Raw genomic sequence first — 18,568 nt, 5'->3', positions numbered from 1 at the left:
TGATGCAGCGTGGGACAGGCCTTTATTTATTTTTCAACAAGTATTGTTCGACTAAAACTTAAATGGATTTCCCAAGAAATGCAGTCAGCATCCATACATGCTTTTCTAAACCGGAATGAATTGCTAGCAGCATATCTCCCGTTGTTTCATCATTCATTTCAGCAGCAATGCTCATGCCTTCTTTTAATTCACCAATGATAATGGAGAAATCATTGATGACGGATTGAACCATTTCATCTGCTGATTCAGCCCCTAACGCTTCTTGAAGTGATGAACTTTCAAGGCATTCCTTCATGGTTGCAACAGGTTTTCCGCCGATTGCCAGCAAGCGTTCTGCTAATTCATCGACATGTAGTGCAGCCTCGTTATAAAATTCCTCAAATTTAACGTGCAGCGTGAAAAACTGGGCGCCTTTCACATACCAATGGTAGTTATGTAACTTCATATACATAAGAGACCAGTTGGAAATTTGCTTGTTAAGTACACTGACTAATGAATTTTCCATAAATAAAACCCTCCTTCAATTTGTCTCCCTTATATTATTCCAAAGATTGAGATGAAATCCTCTATTAAATCAAAGGATTTGTTGTCAATTTGGTGAAAATTTCGAAGTAGCTGGCACGGTTTTATGTTACGAGCATGAAACACAATGTAATAATAGCACCGTAACTATCCATGCGTGTAATTTTTAGGAAAAAAGAAAACGATGGTTGTTACTTCCAATTGCTAGACAAATGCCTTCATGGTGGGCGCTAGATTAGTTGATTTGAGATTACCATTTATTGGGCGATGAATAAGAGTGTTACAACTGATAGCCTTAGTAGTAGAGAAACGAAAAACAAATTGGAGGTAATAAAATGAATAAACTTAAAAAACTAGTAATCGCAACGGGATTAATCCTATCAATGTCAGCATTTACGTTAAATGGAATGACTGAAGCAGCAACGACTACTCATAAGGTGCAATCAGGTGAATCTTATTGGAAAATTGCTACCAAATTCGGTGTACCGGTGACTAATTTAATGAAAGCAAACAATGCAACTAGCAGTGCACTTAATATCGGTCAAAATCTAGTAATCCCAAATTCTACTGTTACTGCAGCAGAAAAAGAGTTGATGGCACGTCTTGTCCATGCAGAGGCTAAAGGCGAACCATATGCAGGGAAAGTAGCGGTTGCTACAGTTATTCTTAACCGTGTAGATAGCAAGGATTTCCCAAATACTATTAATGGTGTTATTTATGAAAAGTCTAACGGCCATTATGCTTTTACACCAGTTCAAAATGGCGCGATTAACCAGCCTGCTGATGCCGCGTCAAAGCAAGCGGTAAATGAAGCATTGGCATTTAAAGGCCAAGGAAACGGCTCATTATTCTTCTATAATCCAAAAACAGCAGTAAGTAAATGGATCTTTTCTCGTGAAGTAACTGTAACGATCGGAAACCACCGTTTCGCGAAATAATACTATTAGCATGCCAAGAAAATAAAAATTTACACAAAAAGCAGTGAAATCCTGACCATGGATTTCATTGCTTTTTTGCGTTTAATAAATTTTAAAAATTCTGAATAAAGTGGTAGAATAAGGTAGATACAATTAAATAATAAAGAGTGCATCGTCTTTAAACACTGGGAGGGAATCATATGGACGTTGTTAAAAAGAACTACCAGATCTATCCGATGTATCTAAACGGTGAGTGGATTGGAAATGATTATGAAGTATTTACTGAAGTCATCAATCCGGCGACAAAGAAAGTCGTTGGTGCTGTGCCGACTGGTGGTGCTTATGAGGCGGAACAGGCAGTTGACGCCGCCCATAGGGCATTCAAAACCTGGTCGAAAAAAACAGCCGGTGAACGCTATCAGCTTCTCATGAAGTGGAACCTCTTAATAGAAGAAAACAAACATGAAATAGCTCGGATCATGACGATTGAGCAAGGGAAACCGTTAAAAGAGGCACTAGGAGAGGTCCAGTATGCGAATGGCTTTATTTCCTGGTATGCAGAAGAAGGCAAACGGATTTATGGGGAAACAATTCCGGCTTCTCACTCGAATAAAAGAATTTTAGTACGGAAGGAACCAGTAGGGGTTATTGCGGCAATTACGCCCTGGAATTTCCCAGCGGCAATGATTACAAGAAAGGTTGCTCCTGCGCTTGCTGCCGGGTGTACAGCAGTTGTGAAACCGGCAAACCAAACACCGCTTACTGCCTTGAAAATGGTTGAGCTTGCACATGAGGCTGGAATTCCCGCAGGCGTGTTAAACGTGATTACCGGAAGATCATCAGAAATTGGCGAGGTATGGCTGAAGGACCCACGGGTGACGAAGATTACCTTTACAGGTTCAACAGAGGTTGGAAAAACATTGATGCGCGGCGCAGCCGAAAATGTAAAAAAGGTATCACTTGAGCTGGGCGGGAATGCCCCGTTTATCGTGATGGATGATGCCAATTTAGCGAAAGCAGCTGCTGGGCTCGTTCAATCAAAATTCCGCAACGCAGGTCAAACCTGTATTTGTACAAATCGGGTTTACGTCCAAGAAGGGGTAGCCGAACCATTTATTGAACTGTTCCAAGCAGAATTAGAAAAGCTTAAGGTAGGTAATGGGCTGGAAGAGGATACGGATATCGGGCCATTAATTGATAAGGCTGCCTATAAAAAAGTAGACGGACTTGTCAAAGATGCCGTGAAAAAGGGTGGAAAAGTCACTTACAGCGGGCTTAAACCCGCTGACGAAAACGGCTATTTCTATGCGCCAACGATTTTAACCGATATTCACGATGAGATGGAATGTATGAAGGATGAAATCTTTGGCCCGCTCGCCCCAATCGGAACCTTTAAAACCGAAGAGGAAGTCATTGAACGGGCGAACGATTCTTGCTATGGACTGGCTGCCTACGTGTTTACGGAAAATTTAAGCCGTTCTTTTAGAATCACAGAGCAGCTGGAGTATGGAATCATTGGCCTGAATGATGCCCTTCCTTCAGTCGTTCAAGCTCCATTCGGCGGCTATAAAGAGAGCGGGCTCGGCCGTGAAGGCGGACATTACGGAATCGAAGAGTTTTTAGAAGTGAAATATATATCCATTGGATTGGATCTATAATTTTTAAAGCTTACGTGAAATAAGTCCTTCATCAACGTGATGAAGGACTTACTTGTTAGAAAAACGAAGAGTTCTTCGTAGCGGTGAGGAAAGAATAATCTGTAAAATGGTATTTCGATCCGTTGCTTTTCAAATAAATATACTTAAAAAATGGGTTCCGCTGTGTTACGATAACGTATAAAAGCGAAGATTGAAAAGAGGATGGAGAATTTGATTAAGACTATTTTGTTTGACGTAGATGGGGTACTTTTAAGCGAAGAGCATTATTTTGATGCATCTGCCTTAACGGTTTGGGAAATGTTGATTAGCAGCAATTACTTAGCGTTAGTACCTGAAAAATTTAAGACGGACTACAATGGAGCCGAAATTAAGGCAATACGAGAGCAGATATTTGAGGGAGATAAAGTTCTCAAATTATTAAAATCCCGCGGCTTAAACGCCAACTGGGACATGATCTACCTATCATTCAGTCACCAACTAATCCACCTTCTATCGCAAATTAAGGAAATGGAATTTGAAAAAATTAACAAATGGTGTAAGGCACCAATTAACCGTGAAACGTTATTAGAGATGGGCAGGGTGTTGAGTAATTATCCGGTAAAGATGGATTTTAGTTTGTTTGTGGCGGATTTTGAGCGCTCGCAGGCGATGAAGCAGGAATTGCTTGGGTATTTGAATGAGTTGGCACGAGAAAAGCTTGGTGTGGAAACATCTATCTTCTTAAAGGGGGAGCTATGGTCCATTTGTGAGCATGTTTCACAGGAATGGTATGTTGGTGATGAAAATGTCCTTGCTTCTACCGGGAGACCATCTGTGCAAACAGGTAAAAAAGGTTTTCTAGCAAACGAAACAACGCTAGCTCCGAGGGAGGAGATTGATGAGCTTTTTCAATTTCTAACCAGCACTGGATTCACGATTGGAATCGGAACAGGTCGTCCCGCACTAGAAACAATCCAGCCTTTTCATCATTTAGATTGGTTGAAGCATTTTGCTGACAATCGGATCGTGACTGCTGATGATGTGTTGGAAGCAGAAAAGGAGATTCCTGAATGGAAATCCTTATCGAAACCGCATCCGTACACCTACATAATGGGTCTTAAAGGGAAAGGGGCATTTGTACAAGAATACTTAGATACGGTGCTGCCAATTGAAAACGGCGAAGAGGTTCTTGTTGTCGGAGACTCTTTGGCCGACCTACTAGCCGCGAGACAAATGGGCTGTCAGTTTGCAGCCGTATTAACAGGGCTCTCTGGAAAAGATGCGCGAAGTGAATTTGAACAGCATGAGGCGGATTATATTCTTGACTCTGTACTTGATTTGAAAGGGATTTTATAAAATGGCTCTGTTATTATTCATTGTTGATTTTCGTGTAGGTACGAGCATTCATAAGCGGAGAATTTCCGGCTAATGTCTATAGAGGAAGCTTAATAAGCCGATATAAGCGGAGATATTCCGATTAACCGCTCTAAATTAGGCGAAATCCAACGATTTGGATACTATAACCGGAAAAACTCCCTTTATTATTAAGGAAATATGGGTATTTCCCAATTTAAACGGAATTTTTCCGTTTATTTTTCAAACACTGCGAAATCAACATTCAGTTATGACAGAGCCTATAAAATAAGAAAAAAAGGGATTGCCAACATCGCAATCCCTTTTTCACTAGAACAACAACTAAACGCTTTCTACTTTCTCCGGCTCCACACGTCCCGGTTCAAACGTGTCCACATTGGTTAACTCCAATAATTGTGCTTCGTCCAGCCCATCAATTAATGTTAGTTCACGAATGACAGTCGCGCCCATGGTTTTATCGAGAGTTAATACCATGATGGCCTCTCCGCCAACCTCGGTCCGCCCAACCTGCATCGTACCAATATTTATCCCATAATCGCCTAACAACGATCCGACCTTGCCAATCATTCCCGGAACATCGCGGTGCTTAATATATAACAGGTATTTTTCCGGCTTCACATCAATCCGGTATTGGTTGATTTTTAATATCCGCGCGCCATAGCCATTTAAGACGGTGGCGCCAATCCGGGCTGTTTCCAGACCATTAGAGACACAAAGCTCCATATAATTTGCAAAGCCTTTATTAGTAGCATTTTTCACGACATTGTATGAAACACCCTGCTCCTTCAACAGATGAAGCGCATTAATCAGATTGACAGAATCACTTAAATGGTAGGATAGTACGCCTTTCAACAGCGTCCGTGTTAGCAATTCTGTATCCTCATCAATTAAATCGCCATAATAATTGATTTCAATTTTAGTAGGAGCCTGCTTATTTAACAACTGAATCACGAGCTGCCCCATTTGATCGCCAAGCAGTAAATAGGGCTGGAGCTTTGCCTGGGTTTCACCAGACATTTGCGGCATATTGACTGCATTCTGAATCGACTGTGTTTCAAAAATATCAATAATTTCCGCACTTACCTCTTGGGCGACTTTCTCCTGTGCCTCGACAGTAGAAGCTCCAAGATGCGGCGTCACAATGATATTTGGGTTTTGCAGCAATTCTACATCCGCAACCGGTTCTTTTTCAAACACATCGAGTGCGGCTCCTGCTACATGCCCAGCCTTAATTGCTCTAACCAATGCTTTCTCGTCAATCACCCCGCCGCGGGCACAATTGACAAAGCGGACGCCTTTTTTGGTTTTACGCAAATAATCATCATTCACAAGCCCGCGTGTATCATTGGTCAGCGGAGTATGAATTGTAATAAAATCAGATTCCGAAGCGATTAAATCAAGGCTTGCTTTTGTGAATCCTAATTTTTTCGCCCGCTCCTCAGTTAAGTATGGGTCAAACCCTAATATGTTCATGCCGAAGCTCTTGGCACGTTTGGCAACCTCCGTCCCAATCTTACCCATCCCAATCACACCAAGCGTTTTCTTATACAGCTCCACCCCTTTAAAGGAGTTGCGGTCCCATTCACCAGCTGCCGTTTTTTGATGGGCTTGGGGGATTTTTCGCGCTAAAGACAGCATCATCGCCAAAGTATGCTCGGTAGCGGCAATCGTATTAGCGCCCGGTGCATTAATAACGATGATCCCTTTGCGGGTTGCCGCAGTAACATCGATATTATCGACACCCACGCCTGCACGGGCAATGACACGGAGCCGGCCGGCAGCTTCCAGCAGTTCGGCGGTTACCTTTGTTTGACTTCTTACTATCAGGGCATCGTAATCGCCAATAATCTTTTTCAACTCTGCAACAGGAAGAGTCGGCTGCCGTTCCACAACAAAATGCGGATGTTCAATTAAACTGACCAAACCTGTATGGCTAATTCCGTCGGTTACCAGTACTTTATACATGTTCCATCCAAACCTCCTCAGCTCTTTTCACCGCAATACCTAACACGTCTTTTCCTTCTAAAAATTTCAAGGTCATTTCAATGCTTCCTAATACTTTTATGACATCGAACGGCGTACAATACCCCATATGGCCGATTCGGAAAATTTCACCCTTCAATTTTTTCTGGCCGCCGCCAACCGTAATCGCAAATTTATCTTTAAGCATTTTTTTGATTTGTTTTGATGGTCCATCAATCGTTCTTACTGCTGTAACTGTTGGTGAGGCATCTTTATCAGCTGTTAATAGCGGTAGCTCAATCGCTTTTAAGCCTTCCCGAACCATCTCTTTTAAAAGCAAATGCCGTTTAATCACATTTTCAAAGCCTTCTTCTTCAAACATGCGGCAAACCTCTTGAGCACCGTAAATGAGTGACACGGCAGGTGTAAATGGGGTAGATTTGTCAGTTTCATAGGATGCCAGATAGCGATTTAGGTCGAGATAAAACCGTTTCGCCTTACAGTTGCGAATTACTTCTCTGGCTGTATCATTCATCGCAACAAACGCTAATCCCGGAGGAAGCATGAGCGCTTTTTGTGAACCGGAAACGAGAATATCGATATTCCATTCTTTCATATCTACTGGGACTGCGCCGATACAGCTTACACCATCAACAATATAAAGGGCATTGGTGAATCGCTTTACAACTTCGCCTAAATCTTTTATCGGATTAAGGACCCCTGTAGACGTCTCGCAATAAGTTACAAACACTGCTTTTATCTCTTTTGGAATCGACTGCAAGCACTCCTCCAGCTGCTCGGGCTTACACGCTGCCCCCCATTCAATATTTAGCCGGTGAACATTAGCGCCAAAGGTCTCACAAATGGAAGCAAACCGGTCACCGAAAGCCCCGGCAACCACCACCACGACCACATCATTTTCTTCTATCACATTAGCAGCCGCTGCTTCTAATGCGGAAGTGCCGCTTCCAGCGAGGACAGTAACAGGATTCTCCGAACCAAACACAGGCATAAGACGGGTAGCCACATCTTCAAGTAATGTAGGGAATTCTTGGCTGCGGTGGGCAATCATTGGCTGATTCATTGCCGCTTTCACACGGTCAGGAATCGGCGTCGGACCAGGGGCGAACAAGTATTGCTGATCAAGTAACATCAAAATCATCCTTTCCTTCTTTCTTTATAATTTGATAATTGTCTAGCTCCAGCGCCTAAGCAAGGCGCTTCCGCTTTTCTAATAAAAAACGTCCCTCATAACAGGCAGAATAATCCTGTTATGAGGGACGTGAATCAACGCGTGGTGCCACCCTCTTTTGCTGCTTGAAAAATAGATGCAGCCTTAAGAAAATAACGGTTTTAGCCGGGCATACCTACTTAAAGCTTTCAGCTGCCAGTTCAGAAGGGCTGGGCCGTATGCTAATCAGAAAATCCTCGCGTAAATTCTGGTTAGCATGTTTTAAGAATTTGCACCGGTTCACAGCAGCCACCGGCTCTCTGAAGCATTTTCTTAATGCCGTCTTCATCATCACTTATCATCATTATCATAACCTAAGTTGATTGAAATTTCAAAAATTAACTAAATATAGGGACTATTCTACAACGATACCTTCAGTATTGTAAAGGGATAAAGGAGAAAAAATTTTACCCTAAAATAATAATCCATGTATGACGCAATAGTAAGCGATTACAAAGTATTTGAGGATAACAAATCTATTGTAAAAATATTCAGAGAATCATATAATGTCTACAATAGAAAAACATTTGTGCGTCCCAGATGGACAAATGCAGGAGGGGAAACGAGTGAAAGCCATCTCAATTGGGTTATTAGGCTTAGGCACAGTTGGTTCTGGAGTTGTAAAAATTGTCAAAAATCACCAAGATAAATTAATCCACCAAGTGGGGTGTCCGGTTATCATCAAAAAAATCCTTGTTCAAGATTTACATAAGGAGAGACCGGCTGAAGTCGAAACCGGTCTATTAACATCAAAGGCGGACGAAATTCTGCTTGACCATGAAATAGATGTGGTTATCGAGGTAATGGGCGGGGTTCAAGAAACAAAAGACTATTTAATCACTGCTCTCCGCCAAGGAAAGCATGTCGTTACCGCAAATAAGGATTTGATGGCCCTGCACGGTTCAGAGCTGTTAACGGTTGCTTCCGAGCATGGCTGTGACCTATTCTATGAAGCAAGTGTGGCCGGAGGTATTCCCATCTTACGGGGCCTTGTTGATGGGCTTGCATCCGATCGTATTACCCAAATGATGGGGATTGTAAATGGGACAACGAATTATATTTTAACAAAAATGAGTGATGAAGGCCGTTCCTATGATGAAGTCCTGAAAGAAGCCCAAGACCTCGGGTTTGCTGAAGCCGATCCCACTTCAGATGTCGAGGGTTTAGATGCCGCCCGCAAAATGACGATACTGGCGACATTAGGTTTTTCTATGCACATTGATTTAGATGATGTGAAGGTAAGCGGAATTTCCAGCGTTACCGAAGAAGACTTACGGTATGGAAAACAATTAGGCTATACCATGAAACTCATCGGCTATGCTCATCGTGAAGGTGAAAAAGTGGAGGTAAGTGTCGCACCTACCTTTTTGTCAAATAATCATCCGCTTGCCTCCGTGCAAAACGAATACAATGCGGTTTACGTCTATGGTGAGGCAGTCGGGGAAACGATGTTTTATGGTCCTGGGGCCGGCAGTCTGCCAACAGCAACAGCGGTTGTTTCCGACTTGGTTGGCGTTATGAAAAATCTTAGATTAGGTGTAAATGGCCGCAGTGCTGTCACACCGCAATACCCTAAGCTGTTAAAGGATAATGAAGAACAGTTCTCAAAATATTTCTTGCGTATTCACGTACAGGACGAGGTTGGCGTATTTGCAGATATTACCGCCATTTTTGCCAAATACGGCGTAAGCTTTGAAAAAATACTTCAGCTGCCAATTAAGAAAAATGAAACATCGGAAATCGTTTTAGTTACCCACAAAGCATCGCTAACCAATTACGATAAAATTTTACTGCAGTTATATGATTTAAAGGCAGTGAAGGAAATAAAAAGCGCCTATCGGGTTGTGAGGAAATCATTATGAGATGGCCGGGGTTATTAGAAGCATATAAAGAGTATTTACCAGTCAACCATCAAACTCCAAAGCTTACACTGAATGAAGGCAATACCCCATTAATAAAGCTCGAACGACTTTCTCAAGAATGGGATATCGAGCTTTATGTGAAAATGGAAGGGGCAAATCCAACGGGGTCCTTTAAAGACCGGGGAATGGTGATGGCTGTTGCCAAAGCAGTTGAAGAAGGCAGCAAAACGATCATCTGTGCCTCAACTGGCAACACATCTGCTGCCGCTGCTGCCTATGCGGCACGGGCAGGTTTAAACTGTATCATCGTCATTCCTGAAGGAAAAATCGCCCTTGGCAAGCTTGCCCAAGCGATGATGTATGGGGCAGAAATTATTTCGATAGAAGGGAATTTCGATGAAGCGTTGAAAATGGTTCGTACTATTAGTGAAGTAGAACCGATTACCCTTGTTAATTCAGTAAATCCGTTCCGGTTGGAAGGGCAAAAAACAGCGGCCTTTGAGGTGTGCGACCAGCTTGGTGACGCTCCTGATATATTAGCGATACCGGTTGGAAATGCCGGAAATATCAGTGCTTATTGGAAGGGATTCAAAGAATTTGCCGTTAAAAAAGGTACAAGGCTGCCGCGAATGTTTGGCTATCAAGCAGCAGGTGCTGCGGCCCTCGTTCATAACCGAGTCTTTGAAAATCCGGAAACCATCGCAACGGCGATTCGTATTGGCAATCCGGCAAGCTGGAACCTCGCTGTTTCCGCTGTCCAAGAATCAGATGGCCAGTTTGATGAGGTCAGTGATGAAGAAATTGTCGCTGCTTATAAAAAATTGGCAGCATCAGAAGGTGTGTTTGCGGAGCCGGCTTCCTGTGCTTCTATCGCAGGTGTTTATAAGAGCCTGCTAAATGGAAAAATCAATAAGGGAACGAAAATTGTCGCCGTTCTTACAGGCAATGGCTTGAAGGATCCAGATACAGCCATCCAAAGCAGTCTGGTGAAGCCAACCCATTTACCTAATGATGAAAAGGCAGTGACAGAACATATTCGAGGGGTTGTCTTACATGCCTCAAAATAACAGGTTCATCATCAAAGTCCCGGCGAGCTCAGCCAATCTTGGCCCAGGATTTGATTCCATGGGCGTGGCACTTGATTTGTATTTGACGCTAGAGGTAGAGATGAGCCACCGCTGGGAATTCTTGTCTGTCACAGATGAACTCCAGCAGCTTCCAAAGGACGAGACACATTTTATCGGTCAAATAGCGTTACAGATTGCCGAAAAATATGGCTTAGTCTTATCACCTTGTAAGGTGATAATGGAAAGCGAGATTCCGTTAGCCCGCGGGCTCGGTTCAAGTGCAGCCGCTATTGTTGCTGGAATTGAGCTTGCGGATGCAGTGGGACACTTAAACTTAACGCAGAAAGAAAAGCTGATGCTGGCAACAGAACTGGAGGGCCATCCTGATAATGTCGGTGCTTCGCTATATGGGGGTCTCGTTATTGGCTGTTATCGTCAAGATGAAGTGGATATGCTGTCGTTCACGAACCTTCCCTTTGAAATGGCAGTGGTCATCCCGCCGGAAACCCTATTGACAAAGGATTCCCGGGAGGTGCTCCCATTAGCATTTTCCCGGAATGAAGCAGTCCAAGCCTCTTCGACGGCGAATCTTTTAGTTGCAGCCCTCTTAAGTGAAAACTGGGAATTAGCAGGTAAAATGATGGGACAAGACCTTTTCCATCAGCCATATCGAAAACCACTGGTCCACGGTTATCAGGAAATTGAACGTGCCGCAAAATTAAGCGGGGCATTCGGAGCGGCCTTGAGTGGTGCTGGACCGACCGTTATTTGCTTTACCGAAAAAGGAAATGGAAGGCAGCTATCACTGGATTTACAAGTCATTTTTCCTGAAATGACTGTGAAACCTCTCCAAATAGACAATATTGGTAGCAGGGTAAAAGTAGTTGAAGTTTACTAATTGAGAACAGGGCAGCGAAATGCTGCCCTTTTCCTATTGATATATGGTAAAATAGTGTAAATATTTCAAAAATGGAGAGGGGGGATTAAGAATTGAAGCTGCCGATTATTCAAACAAAGCTGCGGATTCCAGCCGTGAAGGAAGATTTTATCAGACGGGCACAGCTTACCCGGAAACTAAAGAAGATCCCTGACTATCCGCTGACGATCATTCATTCCGGAGCAGGTTATGGAAAAAGTACGGCACTTGCTTTATTTATGAGAGACGAAAAAATCCCGGGCAGCTGGTACTCCATTTCGTCGATGGATGATGACATCCTTCCTTTTCTCTCCTATATCATCCATTCCATCCGACCTGTTCTACCTGATTTCGGCGAGGAATTATCTACTTATATTGACACGATGGACCGTTATATCCGCGAAGAGGAATTGAGTGTATTATGTTCCCTTTTTATCAATGAAATCCTTGCGATCGATTCCGAGATTACCTTGATCCTGGATGACTTTCATCAAATTGAACATTCTTATACCATCAATAGCTGGATGGAAAAATTGCTTGAACACATCCCCGCCAATTTACATATCGTCCTTTCGAGCCGCAGCCGCCCGGGATGGAAGTATCTGACGAAAATGAGGGTCTGCGGTCAGTTATTAGAGATTTCAAAAGACGACCTAGTTCTTACAATAGAAGAAATGGAGCTGCTGTTAACCGATCTTTATCGATTAGAAGTCGAGCCCCAGCATTTACAAACGATTTATGAGATGACAGAAGGCTGGGTTATCGCCTTATGCATGATTGCCCAGCAAATCCCGCTTAAAAGGGACATTACGGAGCTTTTTGAACACTCCTCACACTCCCTTCAGGATTTTTTTCAGTATTTAGTGATGGAGGTTTTTTCGAAACAACCGCCAATGATCCAGCAGTTCCTTGAGCAAACATCGATATTTGAAGAAATAGAGGAAGAAATTTGCGATGAAGTCATTGGCCTCTATGGAGCCTCCGGAATGCTTGAGCAATTGAAAGACCGGAATTTATTCATCCAGAAGGTTGGGATGAATCATTATCGTTATCACGCCCTATTTAAAGACTTTCTTGAAAATATTTTTCAAAAAAATAACCCGAATCATTATGCCGTCCTCCACGAAAAATGTGCCCGTTTTTATGAAAAAAGGCAATTGTGGGAAGAAGCACTTCATCATTATAAAAAAATCAATCACTATCAGGCGATTGCCTCCATCTTACAAGAGAATGGCTTAAGGATGCTTGAAAGTGGAAAACTAGAGAGCCTAAATGATCAAATAACGATTCTCCCAGAATCTGAGATGGAATCGTACTATCTTCTATGGTATTTAAAAGCGGAAATTCATCGTTACCGTTCCCAATACCAAGAGGCAGAGGATTATTATCAAAAGGCCTTTATTGGTGCAGAAAAAAAGCAAGATGCCCTTGGAATGAGTATGGCACTGGAAGGGAAGGCGAAGATTTATTTAGATACGATTCAGCCGCACCATGCCGAACGGCTTTTATATGAGGCGATTGCCTACAGGGAAAAATGCAGGGGTTCGGATGAAGAAAGAGGTAGACTCTATCAATTGCTATCTGAGAATCTGCTAAACTTAGGAAAAGCATCAGAGGCTGGAAAATGGATTCAAAAAACAAAGGCCGTTCATTTTGATGGAAATTTAGAAGCAAGATTGTATTTAAGAACCGGCCGATTTAAGGAAGCAAGGAAAGTCCTTTTCAAAGAAGCGTTGAATGGAACTATCGCTACCTCACTGCCGCAGGCCCATCGAGAAACCGATTTATTACTTTCCTTAATAGAAGCCTTTACTGGCGAGGGAGTAAAAGCGAAAGAGCTTGCCCAGGATGCCATCCAACAAGGAATAAGCTCTAAAGCTCCGTTCGTCGAGGCGTGCGGCTGGATCCGTATGGGTCATGCTGTCCAGATTTTAAATAAATATGATACCCATTTAGCCGAAAACTGCTATCAAACAGCGTTAGAAATCATGGACCAGCTGGGTGTTGACAGAGGGAAGGCCGAGCCGTTAATGGGACTTTGTATTTTATACGGAACAAAAGGAGAACTGGAACGGGCATTGGAGGCAGGAGAGAAGGCGCTCCAAGAGACAGAAAAGGTTCATGACGTTTGGCTGTCAGCCTTAATCACTCTTTGCATGGGGATTACATGCATTTATAATGAACGGCTGCCGAAGGCGTTTGTATACTTGGAAAAAACAGATTCCCTATTCCAGCAGTGCGATGACTCCTATGGACAAATGCTCAGCAAGTTTTGGTTGTCGAATCTTTTTTATCTTCAGCAAAGGCAAGACTTATTTAAGCAAGCAACCGCTGAATTTTTAACTCTCGTGCAAATGCATGAATACGAATTCTTTTTTCATAAAAGATCCGTCTTCGGCCCAAAGGATTTACAACTGTTTGTGCCATTATTACTTGAGTGTATGAAAGCGGAAATCCAAACGTCATTTGTCACAAAAACCTTACAGAATCTCGGGGTTAGCACATTTGACTCCCATCCCGGGTATTCGATTCGCGTTCAAACCCTTGGCCATTTCCGGCTCTGGCTTGGTGAGAAAGAAGTTGGGGAAAAGGAGTGGCAAAGAGAAAAGGCGAAGGAATTGTTTCAGTTATTCATAACCTTGAATGAGCCAGTCGCCAAAGATGAAATCATGCAAATTCTATGGCCCTATCAAGATAAAAAAAGTGCTGACCGTGATTTCAAGGTGGCCTTAAATAGTCTTCTGCAAGTATTAGAACCAACGCGGAAAGCAAGAGCAGCCCCGTTTTTCATTAATCGAGACGGAATGTTCTATGGGTTAAATCCACATGCCGTGATTGAAGTGGATACAACACATTTTCAGGCGCTGATCCAAGACGGCTTAAATGAAAGCGCTGACGAAAAGGTTATATATTTCCTTGAGAGAGGCTTGACCCTATATCAAGGCGAATATTTGCCTGACCGCCGTTATGATGATTGGTGTATAAGCAAAAGAGAGAGCCTGCTCGTTTATTTTTTACGCGGAGCCGAAAAAATGGCGCAATTAATGGTTCGCCGCGAAAACTGCGAAGCGGCTATTTATTGGTGTGAAAAAATTCTCGAACGCGACCGCACATGGGAAGAAGCCTATCGCTTATTAATGTATTGTTACTATCGAAAAAACAACCGCCCGCAGGCGATGAAATGGTACCAAAAATGTACAGAAGTATTAGAGGAAGAACTGGGCGTAACCCCATTAGAACCGACAAAACATATGTACCATATGATCATTGAATCGGAAAACATGATAAATCCAATTGAGCAGCCATAAAATAGGGCTGTTTTTTATTTTGTAACTCCCTTGTAACTTCAATTTCCTATCATAAACTCAAAGCTTTGCAAGTTTTAAAGTAAATATTTTAAGGGGGAAAATGTGTGAAGCGGTATCGCGGGAAATGGGCATTATTAGGATTACTTATGTTTATGATGATTTTTGCCAGTGCTTGCAGCTCTGACAAATCATCAACAGAGCCAAAGGACGATGGCGGAAAGAAAACGGAAAATAAGGAACCAATTAAAATCGGTGTCCTTGCTTCTAAAACTGGCGCACTCGAATCCTATGGAAAGCAAACATTAAGAGGTTTTGAGCTTGGGCTTGATTATGCAACGGATGGAAAGATGGAGGTTGCCGGCAGAAAGATTGAATTTATTGTCGAAGATACTGAAACGAAGCCGGAAGTAGCCGTGCAAAAAGCGACGAAGTTATTAGAAGAAGATAAGGTTGATTTTCTAGTCGGATCGTCCAGCTCGGCTGACACTTTGGCTGTCCTCCCTCTAGCAGAGGAATATAAGAGGATTATGGTTGTCGAACCAGCGGCCGCGGATAGTATTACAGGTTCAGAGTTTAATAAGTATATGTTCCATTCAGCACGTAACTCATCACAGGATGCGGTTGCCGGCGCAGCAGCAATTGCGAAAAAGGGTGTAAAAATTGCCACCCTTGCACCAGATTATTCCTTTGGACGTGATGGGGTTGCAGCTTTTAAAGAAGCAGCTAAAAAGCTTGGAGCTGAAATTGTAAAAGAAGAATACGCGGATCCTGCAGCAACGGATTTCACTTCAAATATTCAAAAAATCGTCGATGCCAAACCTGATTATTTATTCGTTGTTTGGGCTGGCGCAAACTCCCCATGGAAGCAGATTGCCGACATGAAGGTGCAGGAAAAAGGAATCAAGATTTCAACCGGAGCGCCGGATATTGCGGCATTATCGACAATGGAGCCGTTGATTGGGATGGAAGGCTTCACCGTTTATTATCATGACCTGCCGAAAAATAAAATTAACGACTGGCTAGTAGCCGAGCATAAGAAGCGCTTTAACGGCGACGTTCCCGACCTGTTTACCCCTGGCGGGATGAGTGCAGCCATTTCCATTGTGGAAGCATTGAAGAAATCGAATGGTGATGCAGATGCGGATAAACTGATCAAAACAATGGAAGGCATGAGCTTTGAGACGCCGAAAGGAAAAATGACCTACCGTCCGGAAGATCATCAAGCCCTGCAAGCATTGTATGCAATTAAGCTGGAAAAGAAAGACGGTGTGGCATACCCAGTGCCAGTATTGATCAGGGAACTGACTCCGGAAGAAACGGCGCCGCCGATCCGCAACAAGTAAGAAAATATCAAGTAAAAATGACGGGGGTTCGACCGAGTAAAACACGGTCACCCTCTTCCTTATTTCTATTACAAGGCGGTGAAGCGAATGTCTTCGCTTATTGAAACAACTGATCTATCGATTACCTTTGGCGGTCATACTGCTGTGGATGCTGTCAGTATTTCTGTTCCGGAGAAGCACTTTAAGTCAATTATTGGGCCAAATGGCGCGGGAAAAACAACCTTTTTCAATCTCTTAAGCGGCCAATTAACGCCGACTCAAGGAAAAATCTATTATCGCGGGAAGGATATCACGAAATTTTCACCGACAAACCGCACAAGAGCGGGGATTGGCCGTTCCTTTCAAATTACCAATGTATTCCCTAATTTAACAGTATTAGAGAATGTAAGATTAGCGGTCCAATCGCAGGCAGGAATTCGATATCAGATGCTGTTTCATTTTAAAAAGTATCGAGAATTTGAAGAAAAGGCAATAGAATGGCTCAGGCTTGTCCTGTTAGACGATAAAAAGGGGTCACTGGCTAGCAATCTGGCCCATGGCGAAAAGCGGAAGCTTGAAATTGCGATGCTGCTGGCACTTGAAACAGAAGTGCTTTTATTAGACGAACCAACAGCAGGCATGTCCCTTGAGGAAGTGCCGGCGATTCTAGAAGTGATAAAACGAATTAAGGAACAAGGGAACCGAACGATTATCCTGATTGAACACAAGATGGATATGATTCTCGATTTATCGGATTCGGTCATGGTTCTTTTTAATGGCAGGCTTTTGGCCGACGGAACCCCGGAAGAAATCATGAAAAACGAGACAGTGCAGTCTGCCTATTTAGGAGGTCAGCTCGATGAACAAAGACCTGTTAAAACTTGATAAAGTCGAAACCTATATCGGTCAATATCATATTCTCCAAGGTGTTTCCTTTGAGGTGAAAAGAGGGGAAGTGACGGTGCTTCTCGGAAGAAATGGAGCCGGAAAAACAACGACCTTACGAACGATAATGGGGCTGAATCCGGCATCAAAAGGGAGCGTCATGTTTAAAGGCGAAGAGATTAAGTCCCTGCCAACCTATACTATTGCCAAAAAGGGCATCGGTTATGTTCCAGAGGATCAGGGGATTTTTGCCGGACTCACGGTTGAGGAAAACATGAGAGTGGCGATTCAAAAAGACGATGAAGAAACCGCTAAACGAATGGATTGGATCTTAAATCTGTTCCCTGATTTGAAAAAGTTTTGGAAAAAACCGGGCGGCCTGTTAAGCGGCGGTCAAAAACAAATGCTTTCCATCGCAAGAGCGTATGTGAATGAAAACGAACTGCTGTTAATAGATGAGCCAAGTAAAGGTTTGGCTCCCATTGTCGTGGAAAAGGTTATGGATTCCATAATCCAAATGAAAGCTCAAACAACCATCGTGTTGGTGGAACAAAATTTCATGATGGCGAGCACGATTGGCGATCAATTTTACATTATTGACGATGGACGAACCGTGAGTCATGGCTCCATGAAGGAACTGAAAGAAGATGAAGAAATGAAACGAAAATATCTAGGGATTGCGTAAGGAAGGAGGGACAACTAAGTGGATTTAATCATCAACTTAGCCTTAAATGGTCTGGCAACAGGGATGCTGATCTTTTTATTGGCGGCCGGTTTAACGCTGATTTTCGGTTTGATGGATGTGCTGAATTTTGCCCACGGCGGGTTATTTGCCTGGGGAGCTTATAGCGGTCTGTGGATTTATTCGCAGACAAATAGCTTTATCATCGGGATCATTGGCGCCATCTTGACCGGTTTTCTGCTCGGGATTATTACTGAAAAATGGATTATTAAACCGGTTTACGGCAACCATGTACAGCAGATTTTAATCACCCTTGGTCTCATGCTTGTTTTATCCGAAATGTTGAAAGTCATTTGGGGGCCCAATCAAATTACCGCATCGCCTCCGGACTATTTAAAGGGCAGCTGGGAACTCGGCGGCGTTATTATCATCAAGTACCGCGTATTTATCATTTTAGTAGGGTTCCTCATTTTTGCAGGAGGGCAATTTTTGCTTAAAAAAACAAAGATTGGTCTTGTTGTCCGCGCAGGTGTCATGAATAAAGAAATGGTGCAGGCGCTGGGAATTAATATTCAAAGGGTGTTCATGTTTGTATTTATGATTGGTGCCGGTATGGCCGCGCTTGGCGGTGTACTGCTCGGCCCTTATTCCGGGGTAATTCATGCTGGTATGGGGATGGAATTCGCCATCTTAGCCTTCATTGTCGTCGTTATCGGGGGGATGGGCAATTTCAAAGGCTCTGTGTTAGCCGCTATCTTGGTAGGGCTTTCCGGTTCATTTATGGCTTATTATGTCCCCGATCTATCGCTGGCTGTAAATATGCTCCTCATGGCGATTGTGTTAATTATTCGGCCGCAGGGTCTATTTGGTGCGAAGGGGTGAG

The 18,568-nt window shown here is 43.1% G+C and carries 14 protein-coding genes; 11 read left to right on the top strand and 3 right to left on the bottom strand.

All coding sequences use genetic code 11. From position 1 onward, the window contains the following. Nucleotides 1-58: 58 nt before the first annotated feature. The gene (locus ACFVSW_RS06215; protein ID WP_387313570.1) at nucleotides 59-505 is read right to left on the bottom strand and encodes a Dps family protein; all 447 of its coding nucleotides are present in this window, start codon (nucleotides 503-505) and stop codon (nucleotides 59-61) included. Between the two features lie 352 nt (nucleotides 506-857). On the opposite strand from ACFVSW_RS06215, the gene ACFVSW_RS06210 reads away from it, so the two are divergent. From ACFVSW_RS06210 to ACFVSW_RS06200, 3 genes are all read left to right on the top strand, one after another. Next, entirely contained in the window at nucleotides 858-1,460 is a 603-nt protein-coding gene (locus tag ACFVSW_RS06210; RefSeq protein WP_387313568.1) for a cell wall hydrolase, read from the top strand. A 215-nt stretch (nucleotides 1,461-1,675) separates the two neighbouring features. Then, entirely contained in the window at nucleotides 1,676-3,097 is a 1,422-nt protein-coding gene (locus ACFVSW_RS06205) for an NAD-dependent succinate-semialdehyde dehydrogenase (RefSeq protein ID WP_387314105.1), read from the top strand. Nucleotides 3,098-3,307: 210 nt separating this feature from the next. Further along, nucleotides 3,308-4,432, top strand: coding sequence for an HAD family hydrolase (locus ACFVSW_RS06200; RefSeq protein WP_387313566.1), 1,125 nt, complete (start codon nucleotides 3,308-3,310; stop codon nucleotides 4,430-4,432). A 339-nt stretch (nucleotides 4,433-4,771) separates the two neighbouring features. On the opposite strand, the gene serA is transcribed toward ACFVSW_RS06200, so the two are convergent. Then, complete coding sequence (gene serA / locus ACFVSW_RS06195) at nucleotides 4,772-6,415, bottom strand: phosphoglycerate dehydrogenase (RefSeq protein WP_387313564.1); 1,644 nt, start codon at nucleotides 6,413-6,415, stop codon at nucleotides 4,772-4,774. Further along, nucleotides 6,408-7,565 (bottom strand): pyridoxal-phosphate-dependent aminotransferase family protein, encoded by a 1,158-nt coding sequence (locus ACFVSW_RS06190; RefSeq protein WP_387314103.1) that lies wholly within the window; start codon nucleotides 7,563-7,565, stop codon nucleotides 6,408-6,410. The genes serA and ACFVSW_RS06190 overlap by 8 nt, the downstream gene beginning before the upstream one ends. Before the next feature lie 644 nt (nucleotides 7,566-8,209). Between ACFVSW_RS06190 and ACFVSW_RS06185 the strand changes: the two genes are divergently transcribed. The 8 genes from ACFVSW_RS06185 (at nucleotide 8,210) to ACFVSW_RS06150 (ending at nucleotide 18,567) form a co-directional block, all read left to right on the top strand. Then, nucleotides 8,210-9,505 carry a homoserine dehydrogenase gene (locus ACFVSW_RS06185; RefSeq protein WP_387313561.1) on the top strand — a complete coding sequence of 432 codons (1,296 nt, stop codon included), beginning with the start codon at nucleotides 8,210-8,212 and terminating at the stop codon, nucleotides 9,503-9,505. After that, complete coding sequence (thrC, locus tag ACFVSW_RS06180) at nucleotides 9,502-10,572, top strand: threonine synthase (RefSeq protein WP_387313558.1); 1,071 nt, start codon at nucleotides 9,502-9,504, stop codon at nucleotides 10,570-10,572. The genes ACFVSW_RS06185 and thrC overlap by 4 nt, the downstream gene beginning before the upstream one ends. Beyond that, nucleotides 10,559-11,470, top strand: coding sequence for a homoserine kinase (gene thrB / locus ACFVSW_RS06175; protein ID WP_387313556.1), 912 nt, complete (start codon nucleotides 10,559-10,561; stop codon nucleotides 11,468-11,470). The genes thrC and thrB overlap by 14 nt, the downstream gene beginning before the upstream one ends. Before the next feature lie 92 nt (nucleotides 11,471-11,562). Then, nucleotides 11,563-14,796, top strand: coding sequence for a winged helix-turn-helix domain-containing protein (locus ACFVSW_RS06170; RefSeq protein ID WP_387313554.1), 3,234 nt, complete (start codon nucleotides 11,563-11,565; stop codon nucleotides 14,794-14,796). 146 nt (nucleotides 14,797-14,942) lie between these two features. After that, a complete protein-coding gene (locus ACFVSW_RS06165; RefSeq protein ID WP_387314100.1) occupies nucleotides 14,943-16,139 on the top strand; it encodes a substrate-binding domain-containing protein in 1,197 nt (398 codons plus the stop codon). Between the two features lie 87 nt (nucleotides 16,140-16,226). Beyond that, nucleotides 16,227-17,003, top strand: coding sequence for an ABC transporter ATP-binding protein (locus ACFVSW_RS06160; RefSeq protein ID WP_387313552.1), 777 nt, complete (start codon nucleotides 16,227-16,229; stop codon nucleotides 17,001-17,003). Beyond that, nucleotides 16,978-17,688, top strand: a complete 711-nt coding sequence (locus ACFVSW_RS06155; RefSeq protein WP_387313551.1) for an ABC transporter ATP-binding protein — start codon at nucleotides 16,978-16,980, stop codon at nucleotides 17,686-17,688. Before ACFVSW_RS06160 ends, ACFVSW_RS06155 begins: the two co-directional genes overlap by 26 nt. 18 nt (nucleotides 17,689-17,706) lie before the next feature. After that, the gene (locus tag ACFVSW_RS06150; RefSeq protein ID WP_387313549.1) at nucleotides 17,707-18,567 is read left to right on the top strand and encodes a branched-chain amino acid ABC transporter permease; all 861 of its coding nucleotides are present in this window, start codon (nucleotides 17,707-17,709) and stop codon (nucleotides 18,565-18,567) included. Nucleotide 18,568: the final 1 nt, after the last annotated feature.

Source organism: Neobacillus sp. NPDC058068 (assembly GCF_042885335.1).
Taxonomy (GTDB): Bacteria; Bacillota; Bacilli; order Bacillales; family Cytobacillaceae; genus Neobacillus.
The sequence above is the reverse complement of the archived record's forward strand: the minus strand, read 5'-3'. Positions and strand labels throughout refer to the sequence as shown.

Excerpts from the sequence above, each read along its gene's own strand:
- thrC (WP_387313558.1), top strand. The coding sequence starts at position 9,502 with ATGAGATGGCCGGGGTTATTAGAAGCATATAAAGAGTATTTACCAGTC.
- ACFVSW_RS06160 (WP_387313552.1), top strand. The coding sequence starts at position 16,227 with ATGTCTTCGCTTATTGAAACAACTGATCTATCGATTACCTTTGGCGGT.
- ACFVSW_RS06215 (WP_387313570.1), bottom strand. The coding sequence starts at position 505 with ATGGAAAATTCATTAGTCAGTGTACTTAACAAGCAAATTTCCAACTGG.
- thrB (WP_387313556.1), top strand. The coding sequence starts at position 10,559 with ATGCCTCAAAATAACAGGTTCATCATCAAAGTCCCGGCGAGCTCAGCC.
- ACFVSW_RS06210 (WP_387313568.1), top strand. The coding sequence starts at position 858 with ATGAATAAACTTAAAAAACTAGTAATCGCAACGGGATTAATCCTATCA.
- serA (WP_387313564.1), bottom strand. The coding sequence starts at position 6,415 with ATGTATAAAGTACTGGTAACCGACGGAATTAGCCATACAGGTTTGGTC.
- ACFVSW_RS06190 (WP_387314103.1), bottom strand. The coding sequence starts at position 7,565 with ATGTTACTTGATCAGCAATACTTGTTCGCCCCTGGTCCGACGCCGATT.
- ACFVSW_RS06155 (WP_387313551.1), top strand. The coding sequence starts at position 16,978 with ATGAACAAAGACCTGTTAAAACTTGATAAAGTCGAAACCTATATCGGT.
- ACFVSW_RS06165 (WP_387314100.1), top strand. The coding sequence starts at position 14,943 with ATGTTTATGATGATTTTTGCCAGTGCTTGCAGCTCTGACAAATCATCA.
- ACFVSW_RS06205 (WP_387314105.1), top strand. The coding sequence starts at position 1,676 with ATGTATCTAAACGGTGAGTGGATTGGAAATGATTATGAAGTATTTACT.